The sequence below is a fragment of the Streptomyces sp. MUM 2J genome (assembly GCF_022414535.1).
GTDB lineage: Bacteria > Actinomycetota > Actinomycetes > Streptomycetales > Streptomycetaceae > Streptomyces.
The window spans coordinates 135,877-151,950 of sequence record NZ_JADWYM010000001.1 but is presented as its reverse complement, the minus strand read 5'-3'; the positions used below and the strand labels follow the sequence as shown (position 1 = coordinate 151,950).

Genomic DNA, 16,074 nt, shown 5'->3' with positions numbered 1-16,074 from the left:
ACCGGAGCTCGTCGACGGCTCACGGTTCCGCTGCGGGTGCTACACCCGGAGCAGTTGCAGAAGGTGGAGATCGGGCGCCCGGGGTGCCGGACGCTTGCGGGCCCTGGTGAGGAGGGACGGCGGTGCGGTGCCCGGCACCGCGACGTCTCCCGGCCGGGCCGTGACACACGGCCACGGATCGGGCGCCTTGCCGGGCACCACCCGATCCTGCGGAGGGGCGCATCGCTGCCCGCTCTCGTCCGGACACCGGCCGCAGACATGAGCCGCCGGCGCCGACAGGGCGACGGCGCGCTCCGCGGCGTCCCCGGCCGGGACGGTGACGGGTGCATGGCCCGAGGTCATGCCGGAGGAGTGCTCGGCTGCCGGGGCCGACATGCACAGCAGAGTCACCGCGGTCAGGACCGACAGAACGGCCGCCAGCAGGATCGCCGGGGCTCGTCGTGCCCCCGGCACGCGGGAGAGAAGGGGGTTGCGGGAGTGGGGAGCGGAGGCCGTTCCGACCACGTCGGTCACCACCCCTCAGTCCCCCCGGCGACAATCGCCGCGAACCTACCAGACTCCGGTGCCGCCTCCGCCGGAGGAGTCCGGCGTACGTTCCCCGGTGTGGGTGTGGGTGTGGGTGTGGGTGTGGGTGTGGGTGTGGGTGTGGGTGTGGGTGTGGGTGTGGGTGTTGCGGGTGCGGGCGTCGGTGTCGGCGTCCCGGCTCCTGGCCACGGCTGAGGCAGGGCGAGCAGCCGCCGGACGCTCCCCGCGCCACCGGCCCGTCGCACCCGTACGGTGGCACCGGGGCGCACCCGCCCCTGCACTCCTCCGCTGGACCGGCTGCCCGGGCCCTGCCCGGCGGAGCGGACCGCGTGGCGGTGGCACGCCGCGCCGTGAGGCCGGGAGGGAGCGCTGGCGGATGTGCCCGCCTCCCGGGAACATGACGGCAGGGAAACCGGACGAGAAGCGCGGGTGCCCGGACGGGCCCAGGGCCACGGGGCGAGGAGAACGATGCGGAAGGTGCCGATCCCGGCCGGTCCGCCAGGGCACTGGGGCCCGCGGGCCCGGCTGGCCTGGGATGCCCGCGAGCCGCGCTGGTGGCTGTGGGGAGCGGCCGGAGCCGTGGTGGTCCTGGCCGGTTCGGCGATGGCAGTGTGGGGCATGCTTCCGCTGAACCTCCACGGGCCCGGGCACTTCGCCGGCGTCATGGCCCCGAGCTGCGGGCTCACCCGTTCGGTGGTGGAGGCCTTCCGTGGAGACGTCGCGATGGCCTGGCGCTACAACCCCGCGGGACTGCTGATCGCGTTCGGCTCGCTCGCCGCCCTCGCCCGCCTGCTCGCGGGGGCTGCCACGGGACGCTGGCTGACGCTGCGCGTTCGGCCCGGCCGAGCAGGGTGGACCGTCCTTGCCCTGGCCCTGCTGGCGCTGGAGTTCCACCAGCAGGGCCAGGCGGAACTGCTGATGACCACAGGGCTTCGCTGAGCGACGCGTGGCGGGCCGCGTCGCCCGCCGTTCTCACCGGCGTGACGACACGTCGGCGGCGGGGTGGGGCACGCGGTCCCGGCTTCCGTCCGGCTGAGCAGACCGCGCGCCGTGGGCCGTGCTTCATGCAGGTCGAGCGGTCGCTGCGGTGCACGGCACGGAGTCTCGGCGCAGCGTGCGACTCCGGCGGAACGCGCTCCGGCACAGCCGTGGACACCGACCGGGGACGACCGTCGGTACCTCCGGGCCTCGACCAGGTCCCTGACGGGCGCCAGACACCCGGTGTGGGCCGTCCGCCGGTGATTGTGGGCTGGATGGCCCGTGGGCCGGCTGAGCGTCCGGCGCCAGACTGGGACGTGTGCGAACAGCGGCCCCGCAGGAGTGGCCGGAGCCGAGAGGCGGCAGGGTGAGGATCATGAATCGTAGGCGCAGGCATGCGGCGCTTCTCGCGTCTCTCGCCCTGGCGGGCGTGGTGGGCCTCGGTGCGTGCGGGGCGGGCGGCGATGCCACCGGCACCACGCCTTCGGTGCCGACCGCGACGGCGCCCGGCAACGATCCCGCCGACCTGGCGAGCGGTGAGCCCGTGCCGTCGGGTCCGACCAGCGGATGGGGGCCGGACCTGTGGAACGATGACGAGGGTCCCGGCATGATGGGCGGCGACGGCGGCTCCTGGGCACCCGGCATGATGGGCTCCGGCATGACGGGCAACTGGTGGCTCGCGGGCGACGGCCATCCGGTGCGGACCCTCGACCAGGCCCGTGAACGGGCCACCGCGTTCGCCGACCGGCTCGACCTGCGGGTCGGCGAGGTCATGCAGTTCACCCTGAACTTCTACGCCCAGTTGGAGACCACCGCCGGCCGTCAGGCCACCGAGGTGCTGGTCAACCCGGCCGACGGCGCCGTGCAGATCGAGTACGGGCCGGCGATGATGTGGAACACCGACTACGGCATGCATCACGGCAGCCGGGGCCACACCACGGTCTCGGCCTCGCAGGCACGCGACATCGCCCAGCAGTGGCTCCACGACCGCGATACCACGCTCACCGCGGGCGACCCGGAGTCCTTCCCGGGCTACTACACCCTGCACACCCTGCAGTCCGGGAAGATCACCGGGATGCTCTCGGTCGACGCCGCCACCGGCCAGGTCTGGTACCACAGCTGGCACGGCGACTTCGTGGGGATGGACGGCCACGAATAACCGATCGGGGACCGCGGGGTGCCCCGTCCGGCCGCCGTTGCCGGGGCCAAGTACGGCTGCGCCGAAAAGGCTCGGGTCGGCCTGGACCGCTTCGTCCCACACGCGGTTCATGGCTTGCCGCTCTTGGGCGAAGAGGTCGGGCGGAGCAGCCTCAGCGAAGTGGAGTTGACGAACGTGCAGAAGGCCGACGCCGGAAGGTTGCAGCAGGTGCTCGGTCACTGGGGCCTGCTGGCACATTGCCCGTTGAGGGACCTGTCATAGGGGGTGCCGCCCGTCGTACGGTGCCGGTATGGGCACGGACGGGACGCCCCGGCTGCGGCTGGTTGTGGTCACCGTACTGTCTCCGCTATCGCGAAAGGGGGCCGGATGGACCGGAGTATCCGCACCGTCGAGGATGTACTGGAACTCCTGGACGACCTGTTCACGCCGGACGCCGACCGCTGGACGAACGGCGCAGCCGCCTGGTGGGACACCTTCTATGCCGACCGCTCCAAAGCGGTGCCGTTCTTCCAGGCCAAGCCGGACGAGAATCTCGCCTCGTACCTCGACCGCCGGCTCATCACCCCGGGCCGGGCGCTCGACCTGGGCTGCGGCCCCGGACGCAACGCCCTTTACCTGGACTCCCTCGGCTTCCAGGTGGACGCAGTCGACCTTTCCCCGACAGCCGTCGGCTGGGCCGAGGAGCGCGCCCGTGAGACCGGAGCCCACATCCAGTTCCACAGGGGAGACGCCTTCGCCCTCGCCGGCACCGAGTTGACCGGACGCTACGACCTGATCTACGACTCGGGCTGCTTCCACCACCTGCCGCCCCACCGTCGCATCAGCTACCTCGCCCTGCTCGACCGACTTCTCACACCCGGCGGCTACTTCGCGCTCACCTGCTTCACAGGCGGAGAGAGCGGAGGATCCGAGCTCCCCGACGCGGCCTTCTACCGTGACGCCCGCCTCCATGGCGGACTCGCCTACACCCCACATTCCCTACGCCGGATCTTCTCCGCCTTCACAGAGGTCGAGCTTCGGCTCATGCGCGACGAACCGACCGGGTCCGCGTACTTCGGCGAACCCTTCCTCTGGACGGCCCTGTTCCGACGCGATGTCCAGCAAAGCGCGGGCTCTCGGAGGTAGCCGTCAACAGCCGCCGTCTGCTTCACCGCCCATCGACGTCAGTCCGGGCAGGACCCCCGGCATCACCTCCATGTCAAGCCCGGTGACCTGCGGAAAGGGGGCGTGACACAGCTTCTGAGGTGTTCGCTTTTCGGCTGCGCTCGGCGGTGGAGTCGTGGCGAACGCGGGCAACGTCGCGTTGGCAGGAGGCGCGGGGCAGCTCTGCCTCGGTGCCTCTGCCGCAGCCGGCGCGTGCCGGCTGCGGGCGGCCGTCCTGGCGCGGACCGCGCGAGGTAATGCTGCCGCGCCCCTGTCGCTCCTCGCTTCCCGGCAAGGAAACCCTGCCATGCACGGATCCGCCGGTCGGTAGAGCCCGTGGAGCGTGGCTCGCAGCCCGCCGCGGGCCCAACGTCCCAGAGAAGTCCCAGAGATGCCGCCGCACTCCGTCCTGACCGGCCGAACAGCGGTCAGACAGGGTCCGGCGGCATCGTCGTATCAGATGTCCCGGAAGATCTCGATCTGCGCCCCGATCGTGTTCAGGCGCTCGGCGAAGTCCTCGTACCCGCGGTTGATGACATACACGTTGCGCAGGACGGATGTGCCCTCGGCGGCCATCATCGCCAGCAGGACGACCACTGCGGGGCGCAGCGCCGGCGGGCACATCATCTCCGCGGCGCGCCAGCGGGTGGGCCCCTCGACCAGGACGCGGTGGGGGTCGAGCAGCTGCAGGCGGCCGCCCAGCCGGTTCAGGTCGGTGAGGTAGATGGCCCGGTTGTCGTAGACCCAGTCGTGGATGAGCGTCTTGCCCTGGGCGACGGCCGCGATCGCCGCGAAGAAGGGCACGTTGTCGATGTTCAGGCCCGGGAACGGCATCGGGTGGATCTTGTCGATCGGCGCCTCCAGTTTGGAGGGCCGGACGGTGAGGTCCACCAGGCGGGTGCGGCCGTTGTCGGCTACGTACTCGGGGGAGCGGTCCTGGTCGAGGCCCATCTCCTCCAGGACGGCCAGCTCGATCTCCAGGAACTCGATCGGCACCCGGCGCACCGTGAGTTCCGACTCCGTGACGACGGCGGCGGCCAGCAGGCTCATCGCCTCGACCGGGTCCTCGGAGGGCGAGTAGTCGACGTCGGTGTCGATGTGGGGCACGCCGTGCACGGTGAGCGTGGTGGTGCCGATGCCCTCGACCCGGACGCCGAGCGCCTCCAGGAAGAAGCACAGGTCCTGGACCATGTAGTTGGAGGAGGCGTTGCGGATGACGGTGACGCCGTCGTGCCGCGCGGCGGCCAGCAGCGCGTTCTCGGTCACCGTGTCGCCGCGTTCGGTCAGGACGATCGGTCGCTCCGGGCGTACGGAGCGGTCGACCTGGGCGTGGTACTGACCCTCCGTCGCCGCGATGTCCAGCCCGAACCGGCGCAGCGCGATCATGTGCGGTTCGATGGTGCGGGTGCCGAGGTCGCAGCCGCCGGCGTACGGCAGCTTGAAGTGGTCCATGCGGTGCAGCAGCGGGCCGAAGAACATGATGATGGAGCGGGTGCGGACGGCGGCGTCGGCGTCGATCGCCCCCATGTCCAGCTCGGCCGGCGGCACGATCTCCAGGTCGACGCCGTCGTTGATCCAGCGGGTGCGTACACCGATGGAGTTGAGTACCTCCAGCAGGCGGTAGACCTCCTCGATGCGGGCCACCCGGCGCAGCACCGTACGGCCCCTGTTGAGCAGTGAGGCGCACAGCAGGGCCACGCACGCGTTCTTGCTCGTCTTGACGTCGATGGCGCCGGACAGCCGCCGCCCGCCGACGACCCGCAGATGCATCGGGCCCGCGTAGCCCAGGGACACGATCTCGCTGTCCAGGGCTTCCCCGATTCGAGCGATCATCTCAAGACTGATGTTCTGGTTGCCGCGCTCGATGCGGTTCACGGCGCTCTGGCTGGTTCCGAGCGCCTCGGCAAGCTGCGTCTGCGTCCAGCCACGGTGTTGCCGGGCGTCGCGGATGAGCTTGCCGATGCGTACGAGGTAGTCGTCTGCCATGAGGCTGAGGTTATCTCAGATATGAGATGGCGCTCGCCGAGGGGGCCATTCGGGTGACGGGCGGTCAGTGCGCCCTGGTGGGATGCCGTTCGAGGATATCCGATATTGCGTCAAATCCGATGGCGACCGCTATGCCAGATATATGCAAACATGCCATGCGGCGTCGGGTGTGCACAGCCGCCCGACGTCAGTGGGGAGGCGGGGGGGGTCGGGGGTCGTCCCGGACCTCGGTGAGCCTGCCGGTGCGTGATCGCGCGGCCCGGGGCCGGACCCGCCGCAACGCCTTCAGTGATCTTCCGGTGGTCGAGGGTCGCCCGGTAGGGCGGCAGGGGAGTGGGGCGGGGGCCCGGCGGGAGGGTGAGGCTGACGTCCCGGTCGGGTCTGATCCGGCTGGGGGTGGTGGTCTCCTCCCCGGGTGGAGTGCTCCGAAGGGGCGGTGGGCGGGCGGTCCGGGCATGACCATCCCGCGCCCATGTACTAGAGTTATCTCGACATCGAGATATCTGCTGAGGCGCACCGCAGCCGCCAACTCAGTAAGGGTTACCTAACTTAGCCTTACCTTATCGGATCGGCCGAGTCGGTGTGGCGGCAGGATTGCGGTGGTACGCGCACATCAATGAAGGAGACTGTCGTGTCGGCGAACAGCTTCGACGCCCGCAGCACGCTGCAGGTGGGCGACGAGTCGTACGAGATCTTCCGCCTGGACAAGGTCGAGGGCTCCGCCCGGCTCCCCTACAGCCTGAAGGTCCTGCTGGAGAACCTGCTCCGCACCGAGGACGGCGCGAACATCACCGCCGACCACATCCGTGCGCTCGGCGGCTGGGACTCCCAGGCACAGCCGTCGCAGGAGATCCAGTTCACGCCGGCCCGTGTGATCATGCAGGACTTCACCGGCGTGCCGTGCGTCGTGGACCTCGCCACCATGCGCGAGGCCGTGAAGGAGCTCGGCGGCGACGCGTCCAAGATCAACCCGCTGGCCCCGGCCGAGCTGGTCATCGACCACTCCGTCATCGCGGACAAGTTCGGCACGAACGAGGCCTTCAAGCAGAACGTCGAGCTGGAGTACGGCCGCAACAAGGAGCGCTACCAGTTCCTGCGCTGGGGCCAGACCGCCTTCGACGAGTTCAAGGTGGTCCCGCCCGGTACCGGCATCGTCCACCAGGTGAACATCGAGCACCTGGCCCGCACGGTCATGGTCCGGGGCGGCCAGGCCTACCCCGACACCCTCGTCGGCACCGACTCGCACACCACCATGGTCAACGGCCTCGGCGTCCTCGGCTGGGGCGTCGGCGGCATCGAGGCCGAGGCCGCCATGCTCGGCCAGCCGGTCTCCATGCTGATCCCGCGCGTCGTCGGCTTCAAGCTGACCGGCGAGCTCAAGCCCGGCACCACCGCCACCGACCTCGTGCTCACCATCACGGAGATGCTCCGCAAGCACGGCGTCGTCGGCAAGTTCGTCGAGTTCTACGGCGAGGGCGTGGCCGCCACCTCGCTCGCCAACCGCGCCACCATCGGCAACATGTCGCCGGAGTTCGGCTCCACCGCCGCGATCTTCCCGATCGACGACGAGACCCTGAACTACCTGCGCCTGACCGGCCGCTCCGCGCAGCAGGTCGCCCTGGTCGAGGCCTACGCCAAGGAGCAGGGCCTCTGGCTGGACCCGAAGGCCGAGCCGGACTTCTCCGAGAAGCTGGAGCTGGACCTGTCGACGGTCGTCCCGTCGATCGCCGGACCGAAGCGCCCGCAGGACCGCATCGTCCTGGCCAACGCCGCCGAGCAGTTCAAGCTGGACGTCCGCAACTACGTCGACGACGTCGACGAAGCGGGCAAGGAGTCCTTCCCGGCCTCCGACGCCCCGGCCGTCCACCCCAACGGCTTCCCGTCCAACCCGGTCCCGGTGACCGCCCCCGACGGCACGACCTACGAGCTGGACCACGGCGCGGTGACGGTCGCGGCCATCACCTCCTGCACCAACACCTCCAACCCGTACGTCATGGTCGCCGCCGCCCTCGTGGCGAAGAAGGCGGTCGAGAAGGGCCTGACCCGCAAGCCGTGGGTCAAGACCACCCTCGCCCCGGGCTCCAAGGTCGTCACCGACTACTTCGACAAGGCGGGCCTGACCCCGTACCTGGACAAGGTCGGCTTCAACCTGGTCGGTTACGGCTGCACCACCTGCATCGGCAACTCCGGCCCGCTGCCGGAGGAGGTCTCCAAGGCCGTCAACGACCACGACCTGGCCGTCACCTCGGTCCTCTCCGGCAACCGCAACTTCGAGGGCCGGATCAACCCCGACGTCAAGATGAACTACCTGGCGTCCCCGCCGCTGGTCGTCGCCTACGCCCTCGCCGGCTCCATGAAGGTGAACATCACCGAGGACGCCCTGGGCACCGACCAGGACGGCAACCCGGTCTACCTGAAGGACATCTGGCCGACCGAGGCCGAGGTCAACGACGTCGTCGCCAATGCCATCGGCGAGGACATGTTCTCCAAGTCCTACCAGGACGTCTTCGCCGGCGACGCCCAGTGGCAGTCGCTGCCCGTCCCGACCGGCGACACCTTCGAGTGGGACGCGGAGTCGACGTACGTCCGCAAGCCCCCGTACTTCGAGGGCATGGCGATGGACCCGGAGCCGGTCTCCGACATCTCCGGCGCGCGTGTCCTGGCCAAGCTGGGTGACTCGGTCACCACCGACCACATCTCCCCGGCCGGCGCGATCAAGGCCGACACCCCCGCCGGCCAGTACCTCACGGAGCACGGCGTGGAACGCCGTGACTTCAACAGCTACGGCTCCCGCCGCGGCAACCACGAGGTCATGATCCGCGGTACGTTCGCCAACATCCGCCTGCGCAACCAGATCGCGCCGGGCACCGAGGGCGGCTACACGCGTGACTTCACGCAGGAGGGCGCCCCGGTCTCCTTCATCTACGACGCCTCGCAGAACTACCAGGCCGCCGGCATCCCGCTGGTCGTCCTGGCCGGCAAGGAGTACGGCTCCGGCTCGTCCCGCGACTGGGCGGCCAAGGGCACCGCGCTCCTGGGCGTCAAGGCCGTGATCGCCGAGTCCTACGAGCGCATCCACCGCTCGAACCTCATCGGCATGGGCGTCCTGCCGCTGCAGTTCCCGGAGGGCGCCTCCGCCGCGTCCCTCGGCCTGACCGGTGAGGAGTCCTTCTCCATCGCCGGCGTCACCGCGCTCAACGAGGGCAGCACGCCGCGCACGGTGAAGGTCACCACCGACACCGGCGTCGAGTTCGACGCGGTCGTCCGCATCGACACCCCCGGTGAGGCGGACTACTACCGCAACGGCGGCATCATGCAGTACGTCCTGCGGAGCCTGATCCGCAAGTAGCCGGCACGCCGCATCCGGGCGGCCACGCACGGCGAGCCGAGGGCCGCACCCCGACGACGGGGTGCGGCCCTCACCTGTGCGCGCCGGGGCGGCAGCCGGGAATCACGGTCGTCGCCGGCGTGCGGGGGCCGGGATCAGGCCAGCAACTCCACCTCCGCCAGCGTCGATCGGGCGTCCAGCACCAGCCGGTAGTGACGCAGTGCCCGCGGCCGGGGGACCGAGAAGACCCGGGTCTGCCGGTCCCAGCGGAAGGACTCGCCCGAGCGGCGGTCCAGGTCGCGCCAGCGCTCGCCGTCCTCCGAACCCTGGAGCACCCAGCCGGTGGGGGCCTCTGAGCGGTCCGCGGAGGTCAGGGTGTACTGCACCGCCTCGGCGTCGGCGGTGACCGGCAGGTCCACCGCGGTCACCGAAGCCCGTGTCGCCGAGGTGTCGTCGAACAGCGGGCCGTCGCCCTTCAGTACGTCGGCCCTGGGCTCCGGAACCCGGTCGTCCCGGGTGATCGACACCGGTCCGGCGTTCTTCCCGGTGCCCCAGGCCGACGGCCGCGGACCCATGTCGAACTCCAGGACCCCGCCCTCAGCGATCAGCCGGTGGGGGAGCGCCGTCGACGTCCAGGTGCGGCCGTCGACCTTCACCCCCTGCACGTACACGTTCCGTGTGCTGTTCCGGGGCGCCTTCACCACCAGGTCGCGGCCGTTCTCCAGGTGCACGGTGGCCTGCCGGAACAGCGGGGAGCCGATCGCGTACTCACCACTGCCCATCACCAGGGGGTAGAAGCCGAGCGCGGAGAAAAGGAACCACGCCGACTGCTCGCCGTTGTCCTCGTCGCCGTGGTAACCCTGCCCGATCCCGCTGCCGACGTACAGCCGGGACAGTACCTCGCGCACCTTCGCCTGCGTCTTCCACGGCTGGCCGGCCGCGTCGTACATGTAGGCGATGTGGTGCGCCACCTGGTTGGAGTGCCCGTACATGCCCATGCGGACGTCCCGCGCCTCGGTCATCTCGTGGATGACACCGCCGTAGGAGCCGACGAGGTCCGGGGAGGCCGTCTCAGGGGTGGCGAAATACGCGTCGAGCTTCTGCCCGAGACCGGCCCGGCCACCGTAGAGGTTGGCCAGTCCGCGGGAGTCCTGCGGGGCGGTGAAGGCGTAGCCCCAGCCGTTGGTCTCGGTGTAGTCGTAGCCCCACACACGCGGGTCGTACTGCGCGGAGTCCACCCGCCACGCTCCCGCACCGTCGCGGCCCTGGAAGAACCCGGCCCGTGGATCGAAGAGGTTGACGTAGTCGCGGGCGCGGTTCAGGAAGTACGCGGCCTCCTCCCCGTAGCGCTTCTCGCCCGTCTCCCGGTGGAGCTTCTGCGCCATGCGCGCGATGCCGTAGTCGTTGAGGTATCCCTCCAGGGCCCACGACAGGCCTTCGTGCGTGTCCGTGCTCGTGTAGCCGAGGAAGGGCGAGGTGGCCATGCCCTTGCGGCCCACGCCCGGGGACGGCGGGACGACGGTGGCGTTCTTCACCGCCGCGTCGTAGGCCGCCTTCGCGTCGAGGCCGACGCCCTTGACGTAGGCGTCGGCGAACGCCACGTCGGACGAGGTGCCCGTCATCAGGTCCGCGTAGCCGGGAGAGGACCAGCGTGACGTCCAGCCGCCGTCCTTGTACTGCTGCACGAACCCGTCCGCCAGCTCACCCGCCTGAGTAGGTGTCAGGAACGAGTACGCCGGCCAGGTCGTCCGGTAGGTGTCCCAGAACCCGTTGTTGACGTACACCTTCCCGTCGACGATCTTCGCGCCGGTGCGGGTCGGGGTGTCCGGGCCCGACATCGGCGAGAAGGGCGAGGCGTACCGGTGTCTCCCGCCCGCCTTCTCGAAGCCGGAGTTGGGGTACAGGTAGAGCCGGTACAGGCTGGAGTAGAGCGTGGTGAGCTGTTCGGGCGTCGCGCCCTGGACCTCGACCCGGCCGAGCAGGGCGTCCCATTGCCGCCGGGCCCGGTTCTTCACCGCCTCGAAGCCCGTACCGTCGGGGATCTCCTGGCGCAGGTTGTCCCTGGCCTGGTCGACGCCGATGAGCGAGGTGGCCAGGCGCAGGGTGACGGTGCGCGCGGATCCCGCGTCGAACCGCAGGTACCCGCGCGCGCCGCTCGCGGCGCCGTCGGTCACGGGCCGGTCGAAGACGCCGTAGACGAACAGCCGTGTCGCTCCCGTCGACAGACCGGACTTCACGTCGGAGTACCCGGTGACGACACCGTGTTCCCGGTCGAGCGTCAGTCCCGCCTGTTCGGTGACGTTGTCGAAGACCACGCTCGCGTCGTCGCCGGGGTAGGTGAAGCGGAGCATCGCCGCGTGGTCGGTCGGCGTCATCTCCGCCCGCAGGCCGTTGTCGAAGCGGACCCCGTAGTAGTACGGCCGGGCGGTCTCGTTCTCGTGCCGGAAGGGCAGCGCGCGCTGTGTGCGTCCGGTGTCCGGGGCGCCGGCCGCGGCCGAGGGCATCACCTGGAAGGTCTGCCGGTCGCCCATCCAGGGGCTGGGTTCGTGACTTGCGCTGAACGCCTGGATCGTGGGCAGGTTGTCCGCGTTGTTCCCGCGGGCGTAGTCGTAGAGCCAGCTGAGCGAGGAGGCGTTGGTGACCGGCGTCCAGAAGTTGAAGCCGTGGGGGACAGCCGTCGCCGGGAAGGTGTTCCCGCGGGAGAAACTGCTGCTGGAGTTGGTGCCGCGGGTGGTGACCGCGTAGTCCGACAGGTGCGCCCGGGGCCGCTCCGGTGGGACGGAGCGGATGCTCAGGTCGTCCAGCCAGCCGCGGAACTTCGCCGGCCCGGCCGGGGAGTCGTACGCCACCAGGATCCGGTCGACGGTCTTGCCGGCCGCGACCGCGCCGATCGGCGCGGTCACGTCGTTCCACTGGTTGACGTAGAGCACCTTGGCCGCGCCCTGCCCCCGCGGGGTCAGCGGGAAGCCGTGCTGGTCGGTGGCGCCGAGGTCGCTGAGGTAGGTGCCGTCGGCGAAGGCGAGGTCCACGGACACGTTCGTGGCGTCGTAGTCGCGGTCGCCGTCCGTCATCGACGGGAAGATCCGGTACGCCAGGCGGGTGTCGCGGCCGACCCGGACGTTGACGTCGAAGACCTTGTTGTACGAGTACGCCCGCCCGTCGGCCGTGTGCCGCCCGGCGTAGCGCAGGGCCCGCTTCCCGGTGAAGCCGGCTCCCGCTTTGGCCGTGGGGGAGCCGACGGGGCCACGGTCGACGAGTGAGAGCATGTCCCGCGGGACGGGGCCGTCGGTGGTGCCGGTGGACAGCTGCAGGTCGGCGAGTTGCAGGATGCCGGCGGCGCCGTTGTTGCGGGTGATGTCGAGGCGGAAGCGCCGGTAGTCGCCGACGGCTGCCGCGGGGAGGTCGTAGGTCTTCGTCTGGAACCGCTGGGAGAACGTCTCGCCGGACCGGGTGTCGAGGGTCTTCCAGTCGGCGCCGTCCACCGATCCTTTCAGGGTCCAGTCCCGTGGGTCGCGTTCCGCGTGGTCGTTCGCCGACGTGAGTGCGTATGTCACGATCTTGTGCGGTTTGTCCAGGTCCAACTCCGCCCAGCCGGTGGGCTCGAACGTCAGCCATTTCGTGCTCGGCTCGCCGTCGGCCAGGTTCTCCTTCACCTCGCCGGCGCCGGTGTTCTCGCCGCTCGCCCTCACGTCCGTGACGTGGTCGTTCACGTTGCCGGGAATGCCGCTGCCGTAGCCGCCGTCCACGCCGGAGGCGCGCTTGCTGCCGTCGGCCGCCGTGTCGACCGTGCTGAGCCAGTCCGGAGCGGGGTCACCCGCCTCGAAGGACGAGGCGAACGACCGGTCGGTGGCAGGGGCGCGGCCGGGCAGAGCCACTGCCGTCCCCTGCGCGCCCACCGCCATGACCAAGGCGGCCGTCAGCGCGACCGCCGGTCCGTGTCCGTGTCGAGTTCTGAGCATCGCGAGGCACCCTCCCGCACTGCGAGACAACGTTGTCAGGATCGCTGCGCAGAAACCAGTAGTGGGTCAAGTGCCCAGTGGTGTCAAGGGTGTTCGCTGCGCCATTCGGGGGCCGTGTCGCGGACTTTTCCGTCACTCGGTGCACAGGGGGCTCATATTTCCGCCAGGTCTCAACTCGGAAAAGACCGTCGGCCAACCTTGCATTCGATCTTGCTCCGCTGGCGGGAAGTGGACTATACCTGTCGGCGATTCGCACGATCCGCACTTCCTGCACGACCTTGCTTGCACCACCCTGCTTGACCTGACCGCGGTGCCGGGGAGGATCCGGTTCACCGCCTGAGTCCTGTAAGAAGGCGAGGACTTGAGCATGGGATCCATCCCCGAAGAGAAGCACGGTTCACCCACCCCCGGCGCCGGTGTCGGGCGCCGCGATCTGATCAAGCGGTCCGCCGCGCTCGGCCTGGTCTCGGTGCCCGCGATGGGCTTGCTGTCCGCCTGCGCCAGCGGCGGCGGCGACGGTTCCGGTGACAACAACGCCAAGGGCAAGACCACCAAGGACAACCCGTTCGGCGTGCAGAAGAGCGGCAAGCTCGACGTCGTCATCTTCAAGGGCGGTTACGGCGACGACTACGCCAGGGCCTGGGAGGCGGACTTCCAGAAGAAGGTGGGCGTCACCTCCACGCACACCGGCACCCAGGAGATCACCGGCAAACTCCAGCCGCGTTTCAATGCCGGCAACCCCCCGGACATCGTCGACGACTCCGGCGCGCAGAAGATCAAGATCGACGTGCTCTACAAGAACGGCCAGCTGCTCGACCTGGCCGAAGTGCTGGACGCGCCCTCCGTCGACGAACCGGACAAGAAGGTCCGCGACACCCTGATTCCCGGCACCCTCGACCCGGGCCTGCAGGAGGGCAAGGTCGTCGCCCTCAACTACATCTACACGGTGTGGGGCCTGTGGTACTCCGGCAAGCTCTTCAAGGAGAAGGGCTGGGAGGAGCCGAAGACCTGGGACGACTTCCTCGCCGTCTGCAAGGACGCCAAGGCGCAGGGCATCGGTGGCCTCGCCCACCAGGGCAAGTACCCGTACTACATCAACGTCGCCATCATGGACCTGATCGCCAAGCAGGGCGGCCTGGACGCCATGAAGGCGATCGACAACCTCGACCCCAAGGCGTTCGTCGGCTCCGACGCCGCGCAGGCCGGCGTCGAGGCGATCTACGAGGTGGTCGAGAAGGGCTACCTGATGCCCGGCACCAACGGCCTGACCCACACCGAGTCGCAGACCCGCTGGAACCAGTACAAGGCCGCCTTCATCACCTGCGGTTCCTGGCTGGAGAACGAGCAGCTGAAGCAGACCCCGCCGGACTTCGACATGAAGTTCATGCCGATGCCGGTACTGCCCGGCAGCGCGCTGCCCTACGAGGCGATCCGGGCCGGCTCAGGCGAGCCGTTCATCATCCCCGCCAAGGCCGGAAACCTGCCCGCCGCCAAGGAGTTCATGCGGCGGATGCTCTCCCGTGAGTGGTCCACGCTGTTCGCCAAGGAGGCCAACTCGCTGACCATCCTCAAGGACGGCGTCGACCCCGGTGTGCAGCTGCGCCCCGGCACCCAGTCCACGGTCGAGGTCTCCAAGGCGGCCGGCGACGACACCTTCCGTTACCTGTACACCGAGTGGTACAGCGAGATGGACACCGCCATCCAGAACGCCTCCAACGAGCTGATGGCCAAGCGCATCCAGCCCAGGGAATGGCTGAAGCGGGCCCAGGCCGCGGTCGACAAGGCCGCGAAGGACCCGGCGGCCAAGAAGAACCACCGCGACTAGGGGGTGCTTCGAAAGTCCCGCACAGCACCCGCGGCGCCCGCGGGCACCGCACCGGACTTTCGACACACCCCGCTAGTGCCGCACCAGGTGCCGTCACCGGAAAGGGGCATCGGCTCGCGACAGCCCCTTCCGGTCACAGCACCGGCAAGCCAGGTCACTGGCTCGGCCCGGCCGCGCCCCCTTCACCTGGGGCGCGGCCACCGACCGGACAGCAGGGGCAGGAACGCCATGCGCAAAGGGCAGTACCGGTTCGTCGCGGGATTTCTCCTCGTACCCGTGGCGCTCTATCTGATTTTCGTCATCTGGCCCTACCTCCAGACGTTCGGCTATTCGCTGACCGACTGGAAGGGCCAGTCGCAGAACTTCTCGTTCGTCGGCCTGGACAACTACAAGGCACTGCTGAAGGACGACATCTTCACGGAGGCCATCTGGCACAACATCCTGTTCCTGGTGTTCATCCCGGTGATCACCATCCTGCTCGCGCTGTTCTTCGCGTTCATGCTGAACGCGGGCGGACGCAGCCGTGCGGGCGGGGTCAGGGGTGTCGCCGGGTCGAGGTTCTACAAGGTCGTCTACTTCTTCCCCCAGGTGCTGTCACTGGCCATTCTCGCGGTGCTGTTCGGCGCCGTGTACCGCAGTGACAACGGCGGCATGCTCAACGGCATCCTGATCAAACTCGGCCTGGTCGACGCCGGCCGACCCGTGGAATGGCTGAACGAGCCGAACATCGTGCTGTGGGCGCTGATCGCGGTCGTGGTCTGGCACGGAGTCGGTTTCTACCTGGTGCTGTTCTCCGCCGCCATGCAGTCCATTCCGCGGGACATCTACGAGGCCGCGCTCATCGACGGCGCCGGCCGCGCGCAGTCCTTCTTCCGCATCACCCTGCCGCTGCTGTGGGACGCGGTGCAGACCGCCTGGGTCTACCTGGGCATCGCGGCGATGGACATGTTCATCCTCGTCTCCACGATGACCTCCGGCGACTACGGCGGTGGCCCCGACCACCACAGCGAGGTCATGGCGACGGTGATGATGCGCAACTTCCTCTATTACGGCAAGAGCGGCTACGCCTGCGCCATGGGCGTCGTCATGCTGCTGCTCACCCTGATCGTGTCCGTGGTGATGCTGCGCGCCACCCGCCGCGAGCGCATCGAGTTCTGAGCGGGAGAGACGA

At 69.5% G+C, this 16,074-nt stretch carries 10 protein-coding genes; 6 read left to right on the top strand and 4 right to left on the bottom strand.

What is annotated here, in order from left to right; all coding sequences use genetic code 11:
• Positions 1–39: 39 nt before the first annotated feature.
• Both I3F54_RS00590 and I3F54_RS00585 read right to left on the bottom strand, forming a co-directional pair.
• Complete coding sequence (locus I3F54_RS00590) at positions 40–513, bottom strand: hypothetical protein (protein ID WP_240116455.1); 474 nt, start codon at positions 511–513, stop codon at positions 40–42.
• 36 nt (positions 514–549) lie between these two features.
• Complete coding sequence (locus tag I3F54_RS00585) at positions 550–714, bottom strand: hypothetical protein (RefSeq protein WP_240116454.1); 165 nt, start codon at positions 712–714, stop codon at positions 550–552.
• Positions 715–993: 279 nt separating this feature from the next.
• Here I3F54_RS00585 and I3F54_RS00580 point away from each other — a divergent pair, with 279 nt between their 5' ends.
• The 3 genes from I3F54_RS00580 to I3F54_RS00570 all read left to right on the top strand — a co-directional run bounded on the left by I3F54_RS00580 (position 994) and on the right by I3F54_RS00570 (position 3,787).
• Positions 994–1,464 carry a DUF2752 domain-containing protein gene (locus I3F54_RS00580; RefSeq protein ID WP_240116453.1) on the top strand — a complete coding sequence of 157 codons (471 nt, stop codon included), beginning with the start codon at positions 994–996 and terminating at the stop codon, positions 1,462–1,464.
• Positions 1,465–1,879: 415 nt separating this feature from the next.
• Positions 1,880–2,662: a hypothetical protein gene (locus I3F54_RS00575; protein WP_240116452.1), complete on the top strand. Its 783-nt coding sequence runs from the start codon at positions 1,880–1,882 to the stop codon at positions 2,660–2,662.
• Positions 2,663–3,028: 366 nt separating this feature from the next.
• Entirely contained in the window at positions 3,029–3,787 is a 759-nt protein-coding gene (locus I3F54_RS00570) for a class I SAM-dependent methyltransferase (RefSeq protein WP_240116451.1), read from the top strand.
• A 474-nt stretch (positions 3,788–4,261) separates the two neighbouring features.
• Here the strand turns inward: I3F54_RS00570 and I3F54_RS00565 are convergent, their stop codons facing one another.
• Positions 4,262–5,791: a UDP-N-acetylglucosamine 1-carboxyvinyltransferase gene (locus I3F54_RS00565; protein WP_240116450.1), complete on the bottom strand. Its 1,530-nt coding sequence runs from the start codon at positions 5,789–5,791 to the stop codon at positions 4,262–4,264.
• Positions 5,792–6,422: 631 nt separating this feature from the next.
• Between I3F54_RS00565 and acnA the strand changes: the two genes are divergently transcribed.
• Positions 6,423–9,140 (top strand): aconitate hydratase AcnA, encoded by a 2,718-nt coding sequence (gene acnA, locus I3F54_RS00560; protein WP_308372953.1) that lies wholly within the window; start codon positions 6,423–6,425, stop codon positions 9,138–9,140.
• A gap of 134 nt (positions 9,141–9,274) precedes the next feature.
• On the opposite strand, the gene I3F54_RS00555 is transcribed toward acnA, so the two are convergent.
• Complete coding sequence (locus tag I3F54_RS00555) at positions 9,275–13,021, bottom strand: GH92 family glycosyl hydrolase (protein WP_240116742.1); 3,747 nt, start codon at positions 13,019–13,021, stop codon at positions 9,275–9,277.
• Positions 13,022–13,445: 424 nt separating this feature from the next.
• Here I3F54_RS00555 and ngcE point away from each other — a divergent pair, with 424 nt between their 5' ends.
• Complete coding sequence (gene ngcE, locus I3F54_RS00550; RefSeq protein WP_240116448.1) at positions 13,446–14,903, top strand: N-acetylglucosamine/diacetylchitobiose ABC transporter substrate-binding protein; 1,458 nt, start codon at positions 13,446–13,448, stop codon at positions 14,901–14,903.
• Positions 14,904–15,131: 228 nt separating this feature from the next.
• Positions 15,132–16,061: a carbohydrate ABC transporter permease gene (locus I3F54_RS00545; protein WP_240116447.1), complete on the top strand. Its 930-nt coding sequence runs from the start codon at positions 15,132–15,134 to the stop codon at positions 16,059–16,061.
• The last annotated feature ends 13 nt before the right edge of the window (positions 16,062–16,074 follow it).

Coding starts and splice junctions, on each gene's coding strand:
- I3F54_RS00575 (WP_240116452.1), top strand. CDS start 1,880: ATGAATCGTAGGCGCAGGCATGCGGCGCTTCTCGCGTCTCTCGCCCTG.
- ngcE (WP_240116448.1), top strand. CDS start 13,446: ATGGGATCCATCCCCGAAGAGAAGCACGGTTCACCCACCCCCGGCGCC.
- I3F54_RS00565 (WP_240116450.1), bottom strand. CDS start 5,791: ATGGCAGACGACTACCTCGTACGCATCGGCAAGCTCATCCGCGACGCC.
- I3F54_RS00580 (WP_240116453.1), top strand. CDS start 994: ATGCGGAAGGTGCCGATCCCGGCCGGTCCGCCAGGGCACTGGGGCCCG.
- I3F54_RS00545 (WP_240116447.1), top strand. CDS start 15,132: ATGCGCAAAGGGCAGTACCGGTTCGTCGCGGGATTTCTCCTCGTACCC.
- I3F54_RS00555 (WP_240116742.1), bottom strand. CDS start 13,021: ATGGCGGTGGGCGCGCAGGGGACGGCAGTGGCTCTGCCCGGCCGCGCC.
- I3F54_RS00570 (WP_240116451.1), top strand. CDS start 3,029: ATGGACCGGAGTATCCGCACCGTCGAGGATGTACTGGAACTCCTGGAC.